This window comes from Streptomyces sp. NPDC016562, assembly GCF_043076955.1.
GTDB lineage: Bacteria > Actinomycetota > Actinomycetes > Streptomycetales > Streptomycetaceae > Streptomyces.
The window spans coordinates 276,856-295,731 of the sequence record NZ_JBIBRZ010000007.1 but is presented as its reverse complement, the minus strand read 5'-3'; the positions used below and the strand labels follow the sequence as shown (position 1 = coordinate 295,731).

17 protein-coding genes are annotated in these 18,876 nt (G+C 73.4%); 6 read left to right on the top strand and 11 right to left on the bottom strand.

What is annotated here, in order from left to right; all coding sequences use genetic code 11:
* Positions 1–38: 38 nt before the first annotated feature.
* The 7 genes from ACF059_RS26835 to ACF059_RS26805 form a co-directional block, all read right to left on the bottom strand.
* Positions 39–746, bottom strand: coding sequence for a DsbA family oxidoreductase (locus tag ACF059_RS26835; RefSeq protein ID WP_392061748.1), 708 nt, complete (start codon positions 744–746; stop codon positions 39–41).
* A 64-nt stretch (positions 747–810) separates the two neighbouring features.
* Entirely contained in the window at positions 811–1,341 is a 531-nt protein-coding gene (locus ACF059_RS26830; protein WP_392061745.1) for a GNAT family N-acetyltransferase, read from the bottom strand.
* A 64-nt stretch (positions 1,342–1,405) separates the two neighbouring features.
* On the bottom strand, positions 1,406–2,854 hold the full coding sequence (locus ACF059_RS26825; RefSeq protein ID WP_392061742.1) for a peptidoglycan D,D-transpeptidase FtsI family protein: 1,449 nt from the start codon (positions 2,852–2,854) through the stop codon (positions 1,406–1,408).
* 62 nt (positions 2,855–2,916) lie between these two features.
* Positions 2,917–3,627 (bottom strand): response regulator, encoded by a 711-nt coding sequence (locus tag ACF059_RS26820; RefSeq protein WP_392061739.1) that lies wholly within the window; start codon positions 3,625–3,627, stop codon positions 2,917–2,919.
* Complete coding sequence (locus ACF059_RS26815; RefSeq protein ID WP_392061736.1) at positions 3,624–4,910, bottom strand: sensor histidine kinase; 1,287 nt, start codon at positions 4,908–4,910, stop codon at positions 3,624–3,626. The genes ACF059_RS26820 and ACF059_RS26815 overlap by 4 nt, the downstream gene beginning before the upstream one ends.
* Positions 4,910–5,947 carry a hypothetical protein gene (locus tag ACF059_RS26810; RefSeq protein WP_392061733.1) on the bottom strand — a complete coding sequence of 346 codons (1,038 nt, stop codon included), beginning with the start codon at positions 5,945–5,947 and terminating at the stop codon, positions 4,910–4,912. The genes ACF059_RS26815 and ACF059_RS26810 overlap by 1 nt, the downstream gene beginning before the upstream one ends.
* 109 nt (positions 5,948–6,056) lie before the next feature.
* The gene (locus ACF059_RS26805; protein ID WP_392061730.1) at positions 6,057–6,839 is read right to left on the bottom strand and encodes an IclR family transcriptional regulator; all 783 of its coding nucleotides are present in this window, start codon (positions 6,837–6,839) and stop codon (positions 6,057–6,059) included.
* A 138-nt stretch (positions 6,840–6,977) separates the two neighbouring features.
* On the opposite strand from ACF059_RS26805, the gene ACF059_RS26800 reads away from it, so the two are divergent.
* The 4 genes from ACF059_RS26800 to ACF059_RS26785 all read left to right on the top strand — a co-directional run bounded on the left by ACF059_RS26800 (position 6,978) and on the right by ACF059_RS26785 (position 10,431).
* Positions 6,978–8,501: an aldehyde dehydrogenase (NADP(+)) gene (locus ACF059_RS26800; protein ID WP_392061727.1), complete on the top strand. Its 1,524-nt coding sequence runs from the start codon at positions 6,978–6,980 to the stop codon at positions 8,499–8,501.
* A 102-nt stretch (positions 8,502–8,603) separates the two neighbouring features.
* Entirely contained in the window at positions 8,604–8,825 is a 222-nt protein-coding gene (locus ACF059_RS26795; protein WP_361941892.1) for a hypothetical protein, read from the top strand.
* A gap of 62 nt (positions 8,826–8,887) precedes the next feature.
* On the top strand, positions 8,888–10,150 hold the full coding sequence (locus ACF059_RS26790; RefSeq protein ID WP_392061938.1) for a TerD family protein: 1,263 nt from the start codon (positions 8,888–8,890) through the stop codon (positions 10,148–10,150).
* 101 nt (positions 10,151–10,251) lie between these two features.
* The gene (locus tag ACF059_RS26785; RefSeq protein WP_392061724.1) at positions 10,252–10,431 is read left to right on the top strand and encodes a hypothetical protein; all 180 of its coding nucleotides are present in this window, start codon (positions 10,252–10,254) and stop codon (positions 10,429–10,431) included.
* A 28-nt stretch (positions 10,432–10,459) separates the two neighbouring features.
* Here the strand turns inward: ACF059_RS26785 and ACF059_RS26780 are convergent, their stop codons facing one another.
* Both ACF059_RS26780 and ACF059_RS26775 read right to left on the bottom strand, forming a co-directional pair.
* Positions 10,460–11,899 (bottom strand): alkaline phosphatase PhoX, encoded by a 1,440-nt coding sequence (locus ACF059_RS26780; protein ID WP_392061720.1) that lies wholly within the window; start codon positions 11,897–11,899, stop codon positions 10,460–10,462.
* Positions 11,900–12,172: 273 nt separating this feature from the next.
* Positions 12,173–13,690, bottom strand: a complete 1,518-nt coding sequence (locus tag ACF059_RS26775; protein ID WP_392061718.1) for a hypothetical protein — start codon at positions 13,688–13,690, stop codon at positions 12,173–12,175.
* Between the two features lie 475 nt (positions 13,691–14,165).
* On the opposite strand from ACF059_RS26775, the gene ACF059_RS26770 reads away from it, so the two are divergent.
* Both ACF059_RS26770 and ACF059_RS26765 read left to right on the top strand, forming a co-directional pair.
* Positions 14,166–16,007 (top strand): endonuclease/exonuclease/phosphatase family protein, encoded by a 1,842-nt coding sequence (locus ACF059_RS26770; RefSeq protein ID WP_392061715.1) that lies wholly within the window; start codon positions 14,166–14,168, stop codon positions 16,005–16,007.
* A 245-nt stretch (positions 16,008–16,252) separates the two neighbouring features.
* Positions 16,253–16,507: a hypothetical protein gene (locus tag ACF059_RS26765; RefSeq protein ID WP_392061711.1), complete on the top strand. Its 255-nt coding sequence runs from the start codon at positions 16,253–16,255 to the stop codon at positions 16,505–16,507.
* A gap of 92 nt (positions 16,508–16,599) precedes the next feature.
* Here ACF059_RS26765 and dapD read toward each other — a convergent pair whose 3' ends face one another.
* Both dapD and ACF059_RS26755 read right to left on the bottom strand, forming a co-directional pair.
* A complete protein-coding gene (dapD, locus tag ACF059_RS26760; RefSeq protein ID WP_366866946.1) occupies positions 16,600–17,580 on the bottom strand; it encodes a 2,3,4,5-tetrahydropyridine-2,6-dicarboxylate N-succinyltransferase in 981 nt (326 codons plus the stop codon).
* A gap of 9 nt (positions 17,581–17,589) precedes the next feature.
* Complete coding sequence (locus tag ACF059_RS26755) at positions 17,590–18,861, bottom strand: MFS transporter (RefSeq protein WP_392061935.1); 1,272 nt, start codon at positions 18,859–18,861, stop codon at positions 17,590–17,592.
* Between the last annotated feature and the right edge of the window lie 15 nt (positions 18,862–18,876).

Below are 18,876 nucleotides of genomic sequence, written 5' to 3'. Positions count from 1 at the left end.
TCCATTGCCTGATTTACTGGGCCGACTCCAACCCATCCTTATACCTGCGGGACCGCGCACGCCCCGTCGGGCTCGCACGCCTCGGCCCCGGCGGACGGCTCCTCGACCTCGCGCCCGGCCCAGGCCTGCTCCAGGGCCCGGGTGAACACCTCGGCCGGCTGCCCGCCGGAGATCCCGTAGCGGCGGTCGAGGACGAAGAACGGCACGGCGTTCGCGCCGAGCTCGGCGGCCTCGCGCTCATCGGCCCGGACGTGGCCGGCGTAGGCGGAGTCGTCGGCGAGGACCGCGCGGGCCTCGTCCTCGTCGAGCCCCGCCTCGACGGCGAGCCCGGCCAGCACCTCGCGGTCGAAGACCGAGCGCTCCTCGCCGAAGTGGGCCCGGAAGGTGAGGTCGAGCAGCTCCTCCTGGCGGCCGCGGGCGGCGGCCAGGTGCAGCAGGCGGTGGATGTCGAAGGTGTTGCCGTGGTCGCGGCCGGCGGTCCGGTACTCCAGCCCCTCGGCGTGGGCCGTGGCGGCGACGTGCTCCTCCATGGCGCGCGCCTCGTCGAGGGTGCGGCCGTACTTCCGCGCGATCATCTCCTCTACGGGCGAGGTGACTCCCTTGGCCCCGTGAGGGTCGAGCTCGAAGGACCGGAAGACGACCTCCACCTCGTCGCGGTGCGCGAACCCGGCCAGCCCCTTGGCGAAACGGGCCTTGCCGATGTAGCACCACGGGCAGGCGATGTCGCTCCAGATCTCGACGCGCATGATCTTTCTTCTCTCCAGGCTCAGGGCGGAACTGTTTGCCCGTTCAACCTTTCGCCTGCGCGTCTCATTCCCCGGACGGCGCGGAGGACGGCGCGGACGGTGCGGACGGCGCCGACAGGGGCTCGACCTGCAGCCAGAGCGTGCGGTGGGAGCCCGTCTGCGGAGCGGACGGGTCCGGGCGCCAGCCGTGGGTCGCGTAGAAGGCCTGGGCGCGGAGGTTGTGTTCGTAGACCTCCAGGCGGACCCGGCGGATCCCGGCGCGGCGCCAGGCGTCCAGGCAGGCGGCGTGCAGGGCGGCCCCGGTGCCGCGGCGCCAGTGGACCGGATCGACGTGGAGCTGGGTCAGCGTGGTCTCGCCGTCCGCGATCCGGTAGGCGGCGACCCCGGTGACCTCGCCGTCCTGCTCGGCGCACAGGACGCCGCCGTCGGCGGCGTCGCGGGCGACGGCCGAGGTCCAGCCCTCGCGGGTGCGCGCGAGTTCGGCGTCACCCAAGTAGGCCTGCTCGGGGATGTGGCCCTGGTAGTAGGTGGCGCGGGCCCTGGTGTGCAGGGCGGCGATGGCTTCGAGGTCGGCCGGCTGCGCGGTTCTGATCACGGGAGGGAAAACGCGCCGAGACCCGTGAACGGTTCCCGGCGCGCCGACTGCGTCTCCCGCGTGGCTACTTCTTCAGCCACGCCTCCATCATCTTCTGGGCGATGGGGGCCGCCAGCCTGCCGCCGCCGATCTCGGAGCGGTCGGTGTCGGAGTTCTCGATCACCACGGCGACGGCGATCTGCTTGCCGTTCAGCTTCCCGTACGAGGTGAACCAGGCCAGCGGCGCGAGGCTGTTGTTGACACCGCGCTGGGCGGTACCGGTCTTGCCGCCCACCTCGGCGCCCGCCACCTGGGCCGGCTTGCCGCCGCCCTCGGTGGCGACCGTGCGCATGGCGTCGCGGATCATCGAGGCGGTCTTCTCGCTCATGACCTGCTGGGACTTCGGGTTCTTGAAGCTCTCCAGCACGTTGCCGCCGGCGTCGGTGACCTCGGAGACCATGTGCGGCGCGACGAGCTTGCCGCCGTTCTCGATCGCGGCCGTCACCATCGCCATCTGGAGCGGGGTGGCCTGCACGTCGAACTGGCCGATACCCGTCTGGGCGACCTGGTCGACCGACATCTTCTTCGACGGGTACTTGCTCGGCGGGTTGGTGCGGACCGGGGTGTCCATCTGGACGTTGAAACCGAGCTTCTCCGCCGTCGCGCGCATCTTGTCCTGGCCGAGCTTGGACGCGAGCTCGGCGAAGACGTTGTTGCAGGACAGCCGCAGTGCGGTGCGCGGGGAAACGTTGTTGCAGGCCGCGGAGCCGGCCTCGCTGGGCAGCAGGGTGCGGGTGCCGGGGATCGTGTAGGGATCGGGGATGCCGGTCTGCTGGTCGATGTCGGTGACGAGGCCGTTCTCGATCGCGGCGGCGAGGGTGACGAGCTTGAAGGTGGAACCGGGGGCCTGGGGCTTGCGCAGGGCCACGTTCTCCATCGCCTTGCCCTGGTCGGCGGAGAGCTCGGTCCAGGCCTGCTCGTCGTTGGCGCCGGCGATCGTGCCCGGGTCGAAGGACGGGTTGTTGACCACCGCGAGGATCTCGCCGGTCACCGGATCGAGGGCCACGGCGGCGCCCTGCTTGCCCTGGAGCGCGTCGTAGGCGGCCTTCTGGACGTTCTTGTCGATGGTCGTCAGGACGTCGCCGGGGTCGGCCCGCTTGTTGGTGAGCAGGTCCATCACGGTCTTGAGCCGGCTGTCGGAGCCGTTGAGGACGTTCTTGTAGATGCCCTCCAGCATGGTCGTGCCGTAGGCCTGGGAGCTGTACCCGGTGATCGGCGCGTAGAGGGGGCCGTCGACGTACGTCCGCTTGTAGGCGAAGTCCTTGCCGCCCGTCTTCACCGAGCCGGTGATCGCCTCCCCGCCCACGATGATGTCGCCCAGCGGGTTCTCGTACTGCCCGATGAGATTGCGGCGGTTGTGCTTGTCGTCTGCGAGCGCCTGGCCTTGGTATGCCTGCACCCAGGTGACGCGGACCAGCAGGGCCAGCACCAGGAGAAGACAGAAGACGGACGCACGCCTGATCGTCTTGTTCATCCCCTGGAAGGACGTCCCAGCGGCCCCGGCCGTTCCGCTCTGCCCCGGTTGTGGCCGGGTTCTCACTGTTTCTTCATGAGGAAGCCCCCCTCGTACGCCGCGATGACGGCCTGGGTGCGGTCGCGGGAGCCGGTCTTGGCGAGGACCGCCGCGACGTGGGTCTTGACCGTCTGGGGTCCGACCCCGAGGCGTTCGCTCACCTCGTGGTTCGACAGTCCGGCGGCCATCAGGCGCAGTACGTCGGCCTCGCGGTCGGTCAGCCGGGCCACCCAGGGCGCGGTGACGGGCGGGGCGCCCGTGTGGGCGGCGGCGAGGGAGCGGACCGCGGCCGGGAAGAGCAGCGAGTCGCCGCGCGCGACGAGCCGGACCGCACCGATCAGCTCGTCGGGGTCGGCCCGCTTGAGGAGGAAGCCGGCGGCCCCCGCGCGCAGCGCGTCGTAGACGTAGGCGTCGTTCTCGAAGGTGGTGACGACCACGATGCGGGGCGGCGCGCTCATCGTGGCGAGGATCTGCTCGGTGGCCCGGATGCCGTCGATCTCGGGCATGCGGACGTCCATCAGCACCACGTCGGGGGCCAGCGAGCGGACCAGCGGGACCGCCTCGGCCCCGGTGGCCGCCTCGCCGACGACCTCCAGATCGGCTTCGGCCTCCAGGATGACCCGCAGCGCGGTGCGGACCATCCGCTCGTCGTCGCAGAGCACGATGCGCAGCGGCGGGCGGCCGGAGGGGGCCCAGGCGCAGGGCGCCCGGCCGGGGAGGACACGGTCGGTCATCGGTCGCCTCCGCCGAGCGGGAGGACGGCCCGCAGCCGCCAGCGGTCCCCGTGCGGGCCCGCCTCGACGCTGCCGCCGAGCAGGGCGGCCCGCTCGGCGCAGCCGCGCAGTCCACGGCCGCCGGTGGTGCGGGGCTCCCGGTCCTCGGGCGCGGCCGGCGCATTGGTCATGGTGATCTCCAGGTGTCGGGGTGCGGTGTCGTGGCCGGGCTGTACGCGGATCCGCAGGTCCACCGGGCCGGCGCCGTGGCGCAGCGCGTTGCTCAGGCCCTCCTGGACGATCCGGTAGGCCTCGCGTGAGGCGATCGCCGGAAGCCGGGCCCAGTCGCCGGGCGGCCCGGGGTCCTGGTGTGCGGTGACGGGGGCGCCGGCGGCCCGGGTGCGGGCCAGCAGCCCGTCGAGGTCGGCGGCGAGGGTCGGCGCGGGCGCGGCGTCCGGCCGGGCCGGGTCCCCGTCCCGCAGCAGGCCCAGTACGGAGTCCAGCTCGCCCACCGTCCGCCGGGCGGTGTCCTCGATCGCGGCCAGCGCCTCCCGTACGAAGCCGGGGTCGCGCTCCAGCACCCGCTGGGCGGCGACCGCCTGCAGGGTGACGGCGCTCAACGCGTGCCCGACCGCGTCGTGCAGTTCCCGGGCCAGCCGGTTGCGCACGGCCAGGTCGGCGGCCCGCTCCTCGGCCGCGGCCAACCGGTCCGCCGCCGTCGGCCCGAGCAGTACGGGCGCCAGCCGGGCCAGCAGCGCCCCGGCCCCCGCCGCGCAGAGCGCGAGCGCGGCCAGCAGGCCCATCCCGAGCAGGGGTGCGAGGTACGGATCGGCCCGCGTGGAGAACCAGCCCAGGCCCAGCTCGAAGTCCCGCAGTCCGCTCACGAACGGCAGCGCGATCAGCGCCACCGCCATGGGCGGGACCGCCAGGGTCATCCCGCTGACCAGCGCGCCGACCCCCAGGTGGAGGGTCCACCAGGCCGAGGTCCGGCCCCGGGCGGCCCAGGACCGCGCCGGTCCTTCGGCCAGCCCCTCCCCCGGCACCGCGCACATGGCCCGGACGGCGGTCACCGACAGCGGCCGGACCAGCCCGTACACCGCGGTGGCCGCGGCCAGCGGGAGGGCGGCCGCGTAGGCGGCGAGGGTGAGCGGGAAGGAGCTGAGGGCGTTGACCCCGCCGGCCGCCGTGCCGACCCCCACCTGGGCGAGGAGGAAGTACGGCATCAGCAGGGCCCCGCCGAGGATCAGATGGATCCAGCGCAGCCGGGCCCGGGCCCCCAGCAGTCTGCGCACCCCCTCGCGCATCACCCTTCGCGACGGGATATGAGGAAGCGGGCGAGGACCGCGGCCGCGAGGGATCCGGTGATCATCTGGCCAGCGTAGATCAACTGGGCCGTCCCGGACGGCCCTTCGCCGCCGTCCAGCTCCGGTCCCAGGGTGGCGACCAGCATCCACGCCCCCCAGGTCAGGGTCGCCCCCGCGCCGGTCCAGGCGAGGCCGAGCGGCCACCACGCCCGCAGCGCCCCGCCTCGGGCCAGCAGGAGCGCCCCCGCTCCGGCAGCGAGCGCGCAGATCCCGTGGACCACGGTGACCACGGCCGTCTCCGTCGAACGGGCGGCCACCGCCTCGGCGTCCATCCCCGCCGTACCGCCGAAGGCCCAGTAGGCGTGCAGGGCCGCGACGGCCAGGCCGGCCGCCGCCGCGGCTGCCGCCGCCACCCCCGTGGGCGACGGCAGTCTGCGGGAGCCGGCCCGGGATCCGGCCCGGGCGACCCCCGGCCCCAGCACGCCCTGCCACCGCCGGCCCCAGCGCTCCCGCGCATAGGGCACGAACAGCCCGGCCAGGGCGAGTCCTTGGACCATGAAGCCGGTGTAGACGACGTTGAACACCCAGGGGTCCAGGAACGGCTCCCGCAGCGCCGTCTTCGCGGGGTCCGCCCCGAAGCCGAGCAGCCGCACGAGCAGTTGACCGGAGAACCCGAGGAAGATCGGCGTCAGCAGTCCCGTGGCGACGAACACCGGGACGACCAGCAGCCAGGCCGGCACGCGCATGCCCCAGGGCCGGGTGAGCACCAGGACGAGCAGGATCACGCAGGCGTCCATGGCCACCGTGACGGCGTTCGCCGCTATGAGGAACGGCTCGGGATCCAGCAGCACGCTGCCGTCCGGTATCCCGATCCGGCTCCCCGCCAGCCAGGCGGTCTTGAGGGCGAGGTACGGCACGGTGGCGGCCAGGGCGGCCACCCGCAGGGCGTTCCGTACGGTCCACGGCCCGGGGGCCTGCGCCTGCGGCGCCTCTGTCGGTCGCGCCGCGTTCGTCGAGGGAACTACTGGTGTGGTCATGACTCAACGGTCCCGTGTCCGCCGCCCCGTCACCTCCCCCATGAAGGTGAACCGCCTCCCCCGCACGGGGGAGGCACCGCGCCCTCCCCCGATACACCCTCCCCCGCGCTCACATACGCCGCGTCACCACCGCCAGCCGGTCCCGCGCCTCGAACAGCGCCGCCTTGATGACCAGTTCGTGCCCCGCCGTCAGCCGGGCCACCGGCACCGAGCAGCTCACCGCGTCCCGCGCCGGAGTCCGGTACGGCACGGCCACCCCGAAGCAGCACAGTCCGAGCGTGTTCTCCTCCCGGTCCACGGCGTACCCCTGCTCCCGCACCAGCGCCAGCTCCTCGATGAGCTGCTCCCGGTCGGTGACGGTGTGCTCGGTGACCGCCTCCAGCCGCCGCGGCAGCAGCCCCCGCACCTCCGCGTCCGTGTGCGTGGCGAGCAGCGCCTTGCCGAGCGCCGTCGAGTGCACGGGCAGCCGCCGCCCGACGCGGGTGAAGGGCCGCAGGTAGTGCTGGGACTGCCGGGTGGCGAGGTACACCACGCTCGTCCCGTCCATCCGGGCCAGGTGGATGGTCTCCGTCGTGTCGTCGGAGAGCCGGTCCAGCGTGGGCCGGGCGGCGGCCACCACCTCGTCGCCGTCGATGTACGAGCTGCCGACGAGCAGCGCCCGTACGCCGATGCCGTACCGCGTGCCCGTCGCGTCGGTCTCCACCCAGCCCAGGTTCACCAGGGTCCGCAGCAGCATGTAGAGGCTGGACTTGGGCAGCGCAAGGTCGTGCTGGATGTCGGCCAGGCTGTGGAGCCCCGGCCGCGCCGCGAAGTGCTCCAGCAACAGGACGGTCCGCACCGCCGACTTGACCGGCGCCGCCTGGGCCGGGATCTCCGGCTCGGCCGTCGTCATAGGCCTGCTTCCCCTCTGGTCGCCTCTTGGCCGCCCCTTGTCACGCGCAGGACGCGGAAATAGAGTCCGCAGCAGATGTGATCATTCATCCACCGGAACCGCGTTCAGAATACTGAACGATCCAGGAGGCAGCGGGCCATGACAACGACACCAGTCTGGAGTGTGGACCCCCGCACCGGGAAGCAGCGCGAGCAGGTTGCGGTGGAAGCCACATCCCGGGAGGTGGACGAAGCCGTACGGGCCGCCCACGCCACCCGTGGCCCGCTCGCCGACGCCCCCACCCGCGCCGCCTTCCTGCGCGCCGCCGCCGCCCTGCTCGACGAGTCCGCCGCCCACGTCATCGAGGCCGCCGACGCCGAGACCGCGCTCGGCCCGGGCCGGCTCACCGGGGAACTGGCGCGCACCACCGGCCAGCTGCGCGCCTTCGCCGACGCCGTGGACGACGGCGCCTACCTCGACATCCGGATCGACCGCGCCGACCCCTCCCTCACCCCGCCGCGGCCCGAGCTGCGCCGCTACAAGGTCCCGCTCGGCGTGGTCGCGGTCTACGCCGCCTCCAACTTCCCGCTCGCCTTCTCCGTCCCCGGCGGCGACACCGCCAGCGCGCTGGCCGCCGGCTGCCCGGTGGTCGTCAAGGCGCACCCCGACCACCCCGCCACCTCCGAGCTGTGCGCCTCCCTGCTGCGCCGCGCGGCGCTCGCCACGGGGCTCCCGGCCGATGTGGTGAGCGTGGTCCACGGTTTCGACGCCGGCCTGGAGCTGATCCGCCACCCGCTGGTGGCGGCCGCCGGGTTCACCGGTTCCATCCGGGGCGGGCGGGCGCTGTTCGACGCGGCGGCCGCCCGGCCCGTACCGATCCCCTTCCACGGCGAACTGGGCTCCCTCAACCCCGTCGTGGTCACCCCGGCCGCGGCCGCCGAGCGCGCCGAGGAGATCGGCAGCGGGCTCGCGGGCGCGGTCACCCTCGGCGTGGGCCAGTTCTGCGTGAAGCCCGGCCTGGTACTGGTGCCCGAGGGCCCGGACGGCGACCGGCTCACCGTCGAGCTCACCAAGGCGCTCGGGGAGACCGAGCCGGGGGTGCTGCTCGACCACCGGATGCGGGAGAACTTCATCTCCGGGGTGCGCGAGCGGGCCTCGCTGCCCGGGGTCGAGGCACCCGTCACCCCCGGCTCCGGCGGGGAGCACACCGTCGGCGCGGGCTACCTGACGGTGCGCGCCGGTGACCTCCTCACGGGCAGCGCGTACGAGGTCCTCCTGGAGGAGTGCTTCGGCCCGGTCACCGTCGTCGTGCGGTACGCCGACCAGGGCGAGGCGGGCGCGGTGCTCGGCCGGCTGTCCGGGAACCTGAGCGCCACCCTCCAGCTGTCGGCCGCCGAGGCGGACGGCGCGCCGGGCCCGGCCGGCGAGCTGATCGGGCAGGTCACGCAGCTGGCGGGCCGGATCGTGGTCAACGGCTGGCCGACCGGGGTCGCGGTGGCCCCGGCCCAGCACCACGGCGGCCCGTACCCCGCGGCGACCTCGCACTCCACCTCGGTGGGCGGGACCGCCATCGAGCGCTGGCTGCGGCCGGTGGCGTACCAGTCGGTGCCGGACGCGCTCCTCCCGGCGGAGCTGCGCGAGGCCAACCCGCTGGGGCTGCCGCGCCGGGTGACGGGCGGCTGAGGCAGGTCGGGCCGGCCCGCCGGACGCCGCTGACCGGCCGGCCCAGGGGACGCCACCGAAAATCCGTAGCCCGCCCGGCCCCCGCCGGGCAGGCTGCGGCCCATGCCGAGGCCGCACGGATTCACGTACGAGAAAGTCGGCGACCAGTACGTCGCCATCACCCACCGGGGGCGGGCCGCGGCCACCTTGCGGGGCGGCCGGGCCGAGAAGTTCCTGGCCGAGGTGGAGTCCGGCGACGCGCAGCTCGTGATGGCCCGCTGGACCGGCGCGTACAAGTTCGGCAACGAGCGCACGGCGCGCGACCACCCCCGCAACCGGCGCTGAAATCTCGCGGGAGGGTAAGGGAACGGCAAAGCCCCTCCGGTCGTTCTCCGGGCATGACCGCTATGACCCCCGGATCGAACCTGCCGCTCCATGCCGTCCGTGTGACGGTGGACGTGGCCGCGCCGGTGCGCCTCGACGTATCGGCCCTGCTCCTGACGGCGGACGGCAAGGTGCGCTCCGACGCCGACTTCATCTTCTTCAACCAGCCCTCCGGGCCGGGCGTCGCCTACCGGTCCGGCGGGGGTGCGTCGCCGGACTCCATCACCGTGGACACCGCCGGGCTGCCGCCGGGCATCGAGCGGATCGTGGTCACCGCCAGCCCCGACGCCGCCGGGCAGAGCTTCCAGGGCATCGAGCCCACCGCCACCGTGCGCAACGCCGACGGCGGCGCGGTGATCGCCACCTTCACCCCGCCGCGGCTGGGCCCGGAGACCGCGCTCGTCGTCGTCGAGATCTACCAGCGCGGCGGCGTGTGGAAGGTGCGAGCGGTCGGCCAGGGGTACGCGAACGGCCTCGCCGGTATCGCCACCGACTTCGGCGTCTCCGTGGACGAGGAGCCGGCTCCGGCGGCCGCGCCCACCCCCATGGCCCCGCCCGTTCCCCCGGCCCCGCCCGCGCCGCCGGTCTCCTACCCGGCCTCCCCCTGGCTGGGCGGCGCCACGACGCCCACCCCGGCGGCCCCGGCGCCCGCCCCCGTCGCGCCCGCGCCCGCCGCGCCTTCGGCTCCCGCGCCCGCGCCCGGCGCCGGAAAGATCAATCTGGACAAGGGCCGGGTCAGCCTCCAGAAGAACCAGACCGTCTCCCTCGTCAAGGGCGGCCGCCCGCTGCTGAGCCAGGTCAAGATGGGCCTGGGCTGGGAGCCCGCGTTCGGCGGCCGGGACATCGACCTCGACGCCTCGGTGATCGCGTACGGCCCGCAGCGCAACCACATCGACAGCTGCTACTTCGGCAAGCTGTCCATCCTGAACGGCTCCGTCAAGCACTCGGGTGACAACCTCACCGGGGAGGGCGCGGGCGACGACGAGGTGATCGTCGTGGACCTCGGCCGGCTGCCCGCGGAGGCGACCGGACTGGTGTTCACGGTCAACTCCTTCTCCGGTCAGAAGTTCACCGAGGTGGCCAAGGCCTACTGCCGCCTGATCGACGCGGCGACCGGGGAGGAGCTGGTCCGCTTCGACCTCACCGGCGCCGAGCCGCAGACGGGCGTCATGATGGCCAAGCTCATCAAGCAGTTCTCCGGGGAGTGGGAGATGACGGCCATGGGCGAGTTTGTGAAGTCGCGCACAGTGCGGGGCATGGTCAAGCCGGCCGCCCAGGCACTCTGAGCAGGTGGGCGGGCACCTCGGGCCACCGGCGTCCGTCGTGGGTGATGGATGCCACGCGTTATCCGTCGGTGGCTGTCAGTGCCCGCCCGTAGCCTTGAAGCATGAAGGAGTCGCGTACACCCGCAGGGCCCGCCCGCCCGTCCGCCACCGAGGCGAACGAGGCGATCCGGCACCTTGTCGAAACCCGGGTGGACGGCGAGGCCTGGCCCTCCGAGGCGTACGAGTTCCTGCTCGCCGAGTGGGCCGAGGCCTCGCGCGCGGAGGTTTCCGCGGCCCAGTAGGCCGTCGCCCCGCGCGCCCGGGCCGGCGTCAGTGCGCGCGCCGCCAGGGCCCCGTCACGGCGAGCATGATGCCCGGGTCCTGGATGTTGACGTACAGCGTGCGGCCGTCCGGGGAGAAGCAGACCCCGGTGAATTCGGAGTACTCCGGTTCCTCGGCCGTACCGATGTTCAGCTCGTTGCGCGCCAGCGGGTAGGTGCGGCCCGAGTCCGTCGCGCCGAACAGGTGCTGCAGCCCGGTGCCGTCCTCCGCGAGGACCAGGCCGCCGTACGGGGACACCGTGATGTTGTCGGGCCCGTCGTAGCCGCCCTCCACCGACGGGTCCGGGTTGACCCCGATGAGCACCGTCAGCCGGACCGTGCGCCGCTTGGGGTCGTAGAACCAGACCTGGCCGTCGTGCGCCGTCCCCGGGCTTTCCGCGCGGGCGAAGGAGGAGACGAAGTAGGCGCCGCCATCCGCCCACCACATGCCCTCCAGCTTGCGCCCGCGCGTCACCGTGCCGTCGGCGAACTGCTTGCGCACCGGCACGGTGCGGGCGTCGCGGTCCGGTACGTCCACCCAGTCGACCCCGTAGACGGTGCCGATGGCCGTCGCGCGCGAGAAGTCGTCGACGAGACGGCCCGAGCTGTCGATGCACTTGGCGGCCTGGAGCACGCCGGCGTCGTCGGCGAGGGTACGGAGCTTGCCGCGCCCGTGCCGGAAGCCGCTGGGCGGGGTCCAGCGGTAGAACAGGCCGTTGGGGCCGGAGGCGTCCTCGGTCAGGTAGGCGTGTCCGTGGTGCGGGTCGATGACCACGGCCTCGTGGTCGTAGCGTCCGAAGGCCTTGACGGGCCGCGGGTCGCGGTTGGCGCGGCGGTCGTGCGGGTCGACCTCGAAGACGTAGCCGTGGTCCTTGGTCATGCCGTTCTTGCCGGCGAGGTCCGAGTTCTCCTCGCAGGTCAGCCAGGTGTCCCACGGGGTGGCGCCGCCCGCGCAGTTGGTCGACGTACCGGCGATGCCCACCCATTCGGCGACCTCGCCGCCGCGCCGGACCTCGACGACCGTGCAGCCGCCGGCCGCAGCCGGGTCGTAGACGAGGCCCTCGGTGAGGGGGACGGGGTACTTCCAGTTCTGTCGCTTGCCCTTGAGCTCGTGGTTGTTGACGAGGAGGGTGACCCCGCGGTGGCCCGCGAAGGCGGCGGTGCCGTCATGGTTGGACGGGGTGATCTCGCCGGACTCCAGTGTGGTGACCCCGCTGTGGGTGATCACGCGGTACGTGAATCCGGCGGGGAGGGCGAGGATCCCCGCCGGGTCGGGGACGAGCGGGCCGTAGCCGGGCTCGCAGGGCCGCCCGTGCTCGTCGCGGCGCGTGCCGTCGTCGGCCGCGAGCGCCCCCGGCGCGGTGGCGAGGGCGCCGACCGTCCCGGTGAGCGCCACTCCCGCCCCGGCGAGGACGGTACGGGCGGTGAAGTCTCTGCGGCTGAGCGGCATCGGGGCTCCAGGGGTCGGGAGGTGGTGGTGCGCCTGTCGTGCGGTCGTCGGCGCACACGCTGTCGCCCGCACGTGAACGGCGGCTGAACTACCCGCGAAGGGCGGGCGGCCCCTTGCCACCGGGCGGAATGGCCAACTCCGGCCCCAGGAAAGGCGCATTGTCGACGGCCGGGAGGCCGGCCGGTCCGCTGAGCCCGGACGGCCGGGCCTGGCCGGTCCACCGAGCCCGACCCGTCCCCCGCGGGCCGGTCCCCCTGAGCCCGCCCGTCCCCCTCAGGCCTGCCGCGAGCGCGCCTTGAACGCGGCCCTGCGGGCCTCCTTCGCCGCCTTCCTGTCGGGGTGCAGCCGGCCCATCGCCTCCAGGACGTACGGCGTCGAGGGGTGTTCCACTCGCCACACCCGCTCGAAGAAGCCCGCGTGATGGGCGGTCAGGGTCTCCATCAGGAGCGCGAGCTCCTCCGTCTCGCCGTCGGCCGCGAGCTGCGCCGCGATCGTGTCGACCGTCAGCCAGAACACCATCGCCGGATCGGGCGCCGGTACGCCGGCCGCCCCGCGCTCCGCCAGCCACACCCGGGCGAGCCCGCCGAGCTCCGGGTCGTCCAGCACCGCCCGGACCGCCGGCTCGGCCTCCGGCCCGGCGGGTGCCAGGGCCTGCTGGCAGCGCAGCCGGCGCAGCGGACCGCCCTCGTCGTCCCCGCGCGCGGCGGCGAGCAGTTCGGCGACGGCGGCGGGCAGGTCGCGGCCGGCCAGCCACTGTTCGATCTCGGCCTGGGCGGCGTTCTCCGAGTAGGAGGAGACCGCGTCGAGCAGTGCGTCCGCGCCCTTGTCGGCCAGCTCACCGACGGCGGGGGCCTCGACACCGGCTTCCAGCATCCGGGCGCGGACCCCGTACAGGCCGAGCGGGGTCAGGCGGACCATGCCGTAGCGGGACACGTCCTCGTCGTCCCCCGCGCCGCCCGCGCCCGTCCCCGCACCTCGGGCGGGGTCCTCGTCGCCCGCCTCCGCCATCAGCTCCTGGTCCACTGGCCGGTACTCGACCAGCCCGATCGGCTCCAGCTGCCGGAACTGGTCGTCGAGGCGCATCATCGCGTCCGAGACCTGTTCCAGCACGGCGTCGGTCGGCTCGCCCATGTCGTGGGGCGCGACCATCGACGCGGCGAGCACCGGCAGCGGAACCGGCCGCTGCGCCGCCCCGCCCTCCGAGACGGTGAGCAGGTAGAGGTTGGCGAGGACTCCGTCGAGGAAGTCCGCCTCGCGGCCCGGGTTCCAGTCCAGCCGGTCGAAGTCGATCTCGCCGCCCCCGTCCAGCGCGTCGACGAGCTCGTCGAGGTCGGGTACCGCCGCGTCGGCGAGCACCGTGTCCAGGGCGGCCAGCCAGAGGTCCAGTACGTCCCCGGGCGCGCCGGACGTCACCAGCGCCAGGTCCTCGCCGGGCGCGGCCGTGCCGAAGCGCTCCTCGCCCCCGTCCGCGCCGGCCCGCCCGGCGCCCGCCCCGTCGTCCTCCTCCGGCTCGGTCGCGTCGACCAGGCCCGTGTCCAGGGCCACCCGCCAGGCCTGGCTCGCGCGCATCGCGGAGTCGGGGTCGCCGGCGTCGAGCCCGAGCACCGCGGCCGCCTCGGGCAGCTGGTCGGCTACGAGTTCACCGCCGACCCCGACGCGGGTGGCGGGTCCGGCCCAGCGGGCGAGCCGTACGGCCCGTGCGAACAGCGGGGCGCCGAGGGCGTCGCGGGCCAGCTCCGCATCGGAGTGCAGCCGTACCGGCGGCAGCGTGGGGTGCGACTCAGCGGACATGGGGCGGTTCTCCTTGGCGGCGCGGTGGGTCGGTCGGGACGGAGCGGGTGAGCGGGGAAGCGGGGAAGCCGGGAAGCCGGGAAGCCGGGAAGCGTGATGAAACACATGGAGCGGATGACGCGGGTGGAACAGGTGGAGCGGGGCGGGTGCGTGACCGACCCGGCCGGTCCGTCACCGCCGCCCGGATATCGCCGACATGGAAGACATGGCGGGACAAGCCGGGGGCGGCGGATGTGGCGAAGACGACAGACCCGGCGCCGTACGGCGACCCAGCGTAGACGCATTTCGGGCGCGCCTGGCGGGCCATCACCTTTGGTTCATCCCACAGTCAGCTGCCGTCTTGCCTGGAGGGCTTGACAACTTTGCTGACGACCCAGGAAATTGACGCGCGTAGATGTATTGGGGGGCGGCACGCCTCCCGCAGATCTCGCTGCCGCACCCTCCGTTCCCCTCTCCCACACCGGAGTTCCTGCCCATGCGCTCCTCGCATCCCCGTTCCGCCGCCGTCGCGGCCCTCGTCGCCTCCGCGCTGGCCACCGGCCTGCTCGCGGGCTCCGCCGACGCGGCCGAAGGCGCCGTGTCCGCCGATCCGATACGCATCCACGACATTCAGGGCACCACCCGGATATCCCCCCTCAACGGCAAGCAGGTCGCCGACGTCGCCGGCATCGTGACGGGCGTGCGCACCTACGGCTCGCGCGGCTTCTGGATCCAGGACCCGGACGCGGACGACGACGCGGCCACCAGCGAGGGCGTGTTCGTCTTCACCAACTCGGTCCCGACCGTCGCCGTGGGCGACGCGGTCAAGGTGTCCGGCACGGTGGGCGAGTACATCCCCGGCGGCGTGAACTCCGGCAACCAGTCGGTGACCCAGGTCTCCAAGCCGACGGTGACCGTGGTCTCCTCCGGCAACGCGCTGCCCGCGGCCGCCGCGATCAACGAGTACACGGTTCCCGCCGAGTACGCCCCGGCCGGCGACCCGGCCGCCGGAGGCAGCATCAACGGCCTCGCCCTGGACCCCTCGCGCTACGCCCTGGACTTCTACGAGTCCCTCGAAGGCATGAGCGTGGCGATCGGCACCTCGCGCGTGGTCGGCGCCACCGACCCGCACGCGGAGCTGTGGGTCACGGTCAAGGGCTGGGAGAACGCCGCCAAGCGCGGTGGCACCGTCTACGGCTCCTACGAGTCCCAGAACACCGGCCGCCTCCAGATCCAGCAGCTCGCGCCCCTCGCGCAGCAGCCCTTCCCGGTGGCCAACGTCGGCGACAAGCTGACCGGCGTCACCGAGGGCCCCCTGGACTTCAACCAGTTCGGCGGCTACACGCTGGTGGCCCGCACGCTCGGCACGGTCACGGCGGGCACCCTCGCCCCCGAGAAGACCAAGCCGCAGGGCGAGCACGAGCTCGCGGTGGCCACGTACAACGTCGAGAACCTCGACCCGACCGACCCGCAGGAGAAGTTCGACGCGCTGGCGAAGGCGGTCGTCGAGAACCTGGCCTCGCCCGACATCCTCGCCCTGGAGGAGATCCAGGACGACAACGGCGCCAAGAACGACGGCACGGTCTCGGCCGAACAGACGCTGACGAAGTTCACCGCGGCGATCGCGGCGGCGGGCGGCCCGGCCTACCAGTGGCGGACCGTCAACCCGGAGGACAAGAAGGACGGCGGCGAGCCCGGCGGCAACATCCGCCAGGTGTTCCTCTTCAACCCGGCGCGGGTCTCCTTCACCGAGCGCGCCCCGGGCGACGCGGTGACGGCGACCGGCGTGGTCAAGGAGAACGGCAAGGCCGCCCTGACCCACTCCCCCGGCCGGATCGACCCCGCGAACCCGGCGTGGGCGGACAGCCGCAAGCCGCTGGCTGGCGAGTTCGTCTTCCGCGGCAAGACCGTCTTCGTGATCGCCAACCACTTCGGCTCCAAGGGCGGCGACGAGTCCCTGACGTCCCACCACCAGCCGCCGCTGCGCAAGTCGGAGGAGAAGCGACTGCTGCAGGCGCAGGCCGTGAACGGCTTCGTGAAGGAGGTCCTGGCAGCCGAGAAGAACGCGAACGTCCTGGTCCTCGGTGACATCAACGACTTCGAGTTCTCGGCGACGACCGACGCGCTGGCGGACGGCGGGGCGCTGTACCCGGCGGTCAAGTCCCTGCCGAAGTCGGAGCGCTACTCGTACGTCTTCCAGGGCAACGCCCAGGTGCTGGACCAGATCCTGACCAGCCCGGCGATCAAGAAGTTCACCTACGACAGCGTGCACATCAACGCCGAGTTCGCGGACCAGAACAGCGACCACGACCCGCAGGTGCTGCGCTTCCGCCCGTAACCCCCGGACCGCAGAAGGCCCGGCCGCCGTCCCGGCCGGGCCTTCTGCCACACTCCGAGGGCTTCACGCTGCGGCTGGAGCCGTAGGGCGGCCTTCTCGGGCGAGATGGGGACTTTCGGCCCTGGCGTGACGCTCGACACATCTTGGCCGAATCGGCCGGATGTGGTGTTTGAGTGTCTCCCACGCTGCTCTGGCGCCTGCGATCCCGTACCGGTCCGTACCGCCCGCACCCCTGGAGGATCCGCGTGTTCCCCTCCATCTCCCTTCCCCACGGCATCGGCCTCGCCGTGCTGTTCGGCGCCGCGCTCGTGTGGGCCGCCGGCCTCGGTCGTACGCGGTGGGGCACTCGACCGCACCGGCCCGAGCCGGAGACCGCCGTGAGCCTGCCGGTGATCCCGGCCCAGCGGACCGCGGCCGCGCACCCAATGGAGTCGGTGGAGCTGACCGAGGCGGAACGGCAGGCCTTCGCGGGCCTGATCCGCACCCTCCCGGGACACTGACGGACGGTCACACGGACGGTCACGCATAGGTACGCACGATGCCCCTCATCCCCGGCGGGATGAGGGGCATCGTGCACAGCGGCCCGTGAGGGTCAGTTGTGGCTGTGCAGGATCTCGTTCAGGCCGCCCCAGGCCGCCTTGTACGGGCGGGCCTCGACGGCGCCGGTGACCGAGTTGCGGCGGAAGAGGATGTTGTCGGCGCCGGAGAGCTCCAGGGCCTTGACGATCTGGCCGTCCGGGAGGGTCACGCGGGTGCCCGCGGTCACGTACAGCCCGGCCTCGACCACGCACTCGTCGCCGAGCGCGATGCCGATGCCCGCCTCGGCGCCGATCAGGGTGCGCTCGCCGATCGAAATGATCTGCTTGCCGCCGCCCGAGAGGGTGCCCATGGTGGAGGCGCCGCCGCCGATGTCGGAGCCGTCGCCGACCACGACGCCCGCGGAGATGCGGCCCTCGACCATGGAGGTGCCCAGCGTGCCGGCGTTGAAGTTGACGAAGCCCTCGTGCATGACGGTGGTGCCCTCGGCGAGGTGCGCGCCGAGGCGGACGCGGTCCGCGTCGGCGATGCGCACGCCCTTGGGGGCGACGTAGTCCGTCATGCGCGGGAACTTGTCGATCGAGGTGACCTGGAGGTGCAGGCCCTCGGCGCGCGCGTTGAGGCGGACGGTCTCGACCTGGTCGACCGCGACCGGGCCCAGCGAGGTCCAGGCGACGTTGGTCAGCAGGCCGAAGACCCCGTCGAGGTTCTGCCCGTGCGGCTTGACCAGGCGGTGGCTGAGCAGGTGCAGGCGCAGGTACGCGTCGTGCGCGTCCAGCGGCTTGTCCTCCAGGGAGGCGATGACCGTGCGGACGGCTACGACCTCGACGCCGCGGACCGCGTCCTGGCGGATCGCCTTGGCCGCGGCGGCGCCGAGGAGCTCCACGGCCTGCTCGGCCGTGAGGCGCTCGGTGCCGGCCGGGCCGGGCTCGGCGACCAGCTCGGGGGCGGGGAACCAGGTGTCGAGGACGGTGCCGTCGGCGGTGAAGGTGGCAAGTCCGGCGGCGACGGCGCCGGTGGTACGCGTAGCAGTCATGCCAGAAACCTAACCGGCGACGGCCGCCGCGGGCGAACCGGTCTCATGTGCCGGTCGCGCGGGTCGCCGGGCCACCCGCGCGCCCGCGACCAGCACGGCCGCGCCGGCGCCGGCGCCGAGCACCGCGCACAGCGGCCACAGCAGGTCGGGGGCCACGGCGTACAGCGCCCCGCCGAGCGGAGCGGCGAGGACCACGCCGCTGACGGAGACCCCCGCGTACAGGCTCTGGAAGCGGCCCACCATGTGCGCGGGCGACTCGTCGGCGACGTAGGCGGTGGCGGTGGTCTTGTAGAGGATCTCGCCGAGGGTCAGGAGCAGCATCATGGCGATGGCCGGGGCCAGGCCGGCGCCGAGCGCCAGCATCGCGTAGCCGCCGCCGACCAGGACCAGTCCGGTGCCGACGATGTGCAGGGGGGAGCGCTTGCGCAGGGCGAGGGCGGCGGGGATCTCCAGGAGCAGGATGACGCCGCCGTTGACGGCGATGAGGTAGCCGTAGGCCCGGGTGTCCAGGCCGTGATCGGCGAGGAAGACGGGGAAGGTCGTGTAGTGCTGGCGGTAGACGACGTCGGCGACCACGATCGCGCCGAGCAGGGCGAGCACGGCCGGCCGCGCGCGCAGCTCCCGCCACAGCCCCCCGCGGCCCAGACCCCCGTCCGGGGCCGCGGGGGTGGGGGCACCTCGCGCGCCCGTAGGGCGGCGGGTGAGGGGTGCGGCCGCGGCGGGAACGGCCCGGGCGGTCCACAGGGCGAAGAAGAGGGTGCCGATCCCCTCCGCGACGAAGAGCCAGTCGTACGAGAGCGCGGTCGCGACCAGGGCTCCGAGCGGCGTGCCGATGGTGAAGCCGCCGTTGGACAGGCAGCGGGTGACGGCGAAGGCCTGCCGTCGTGATCCCTCCGGCACGGTGACGGCGACCAGCGCGGACTGGGCCGCGCGGACCACCCCTGCGGCGTACTGGGCGAGGGGCAGGGCGAGGGTCAGGAGGCCGGTGGACAGCGCCGGCAGGGTGACGAGCACGGCCCCGCCGAGCGCGGAGGCGGTGAGCAGCACCCTGCGGTGGCCGAAGCGGTCCCCGTACCAGCCGCCGGTGAAGTTCCCCGCCACGAGGCCGACGCCGCCGATGCCGACGATCAGCCCGGCCTGGGCGGTGCCGAGGCCGCGCGGCCCGGTCAGGTAGACGAAGACGAAGACGAAGGTGCAGCTGACGACGGCGTTGACGAACACCCCCGCAGCCAGCAGCCACACGACCCTCGGTACGTCCTTGAACCCCTGCAGCACACCGATGTCCCCCGTATCCAG

Bases quoted from the DNA above. Each gene is read 5' to 3' on its own strand.
- ACF059_RS26835 (WP_392061748.1), bottom strand. From the start codon at position 746: ATGCGCGTCGAGATCTGGAGCGACATCGCCTGCCCGTGGTGCTACATC.
- ACF059_RS26825 (WP_392061742.1), bottom strand. From the start codon at position 2,854: ATGAACAAGACGATCAGGCGTGCGTCCGTCTTCTGTCTTCTCCTGGTG.
- ACF059_RS26820 (WP_392061739.1), bottom strand. From the start codon at position 3,627: ATGACCGACCGTGTCCTCCCCGGCCGGGCGCCCTGCGCCTGGGCCCCC.
- ACF059_RS26815 (WP_392061736.1), bottom strand. From the start codon at position 4,910: ATGCGCGAGGGGGTGCGCAGACTGCTGGGGGCCCGGGCCCGGCTGCGC.
- ACF059_RS26810 (WP_392061733.1), bottom strand. From the start codon at position 5,947: ATGACCACACCAGTAGTTCCCTCGACGAACGCGGCGCGACCGACAGAG.
- ACF059_RS26805 (WP_392061730.1), bottom strand. From the start codon at position 6,839: ATGACGACGGCCGAGCCGGAGATCCCGGCCCAGGCGGCGCCGGTCAAG.
- ACF059_RS26800 (WP_392061727.1), top strand. From the start codon at position 6,978: ATGACAACGACACCAGTCTGGAGTGTGGACCCCCGCACCGGGAAGCAG.
- ACF059_RS26795 (WP_361941892.1), top strand. From the start codon at position 8,604: ATGCCGAGGCCGCACGGATTCACGTACGAGAAAGTCGGCGACCAGTAC.
- ACF059_RS26790 (WP_392061938.1), top strand. From the start codon at position 8,888: ATGACCCCCGGATCGAACCTGCCGCTCCATGCCGTCCGTGTGACGGTG.
- ACF059_RS26785 (WP_392061724.1), top strand. From the start codon at position 10,252: ATGAAGGAGTCGCGTACACCCGCAGGGCCCGCCCGCCCGTCCGCCACC.
- ACF059_RS26780 (WP_392061720.1), bottom strand. From the start codon at position 11,899: ATGCCGCTCAGCCGCAGAGACTTCACCGCCCGTACCGTCCTCGCCGGG.
- ACF059_RS26775 (WP_392061718.1), bottom strand. From the start codon at position 13,690: ATGTCCGCTGAGTCGCACCCCACGCTGCCGCCGGTACGGCTGCACTCC.
- ACF059_RS26770 (WP_392061715.1), top strand. From the start codon at position 14,166: ATGCGCTCCTCGCATCCCCGTTCCGCCGCCGTCGCGGCCCTCGTCGCC.
- dapD (WP_366866946.1), bottom strand. From the start codon at position 17,580: ATGACTGCTACGCGTACCACCGGCGCCGTCGCCGCCGGACTTGCCACC.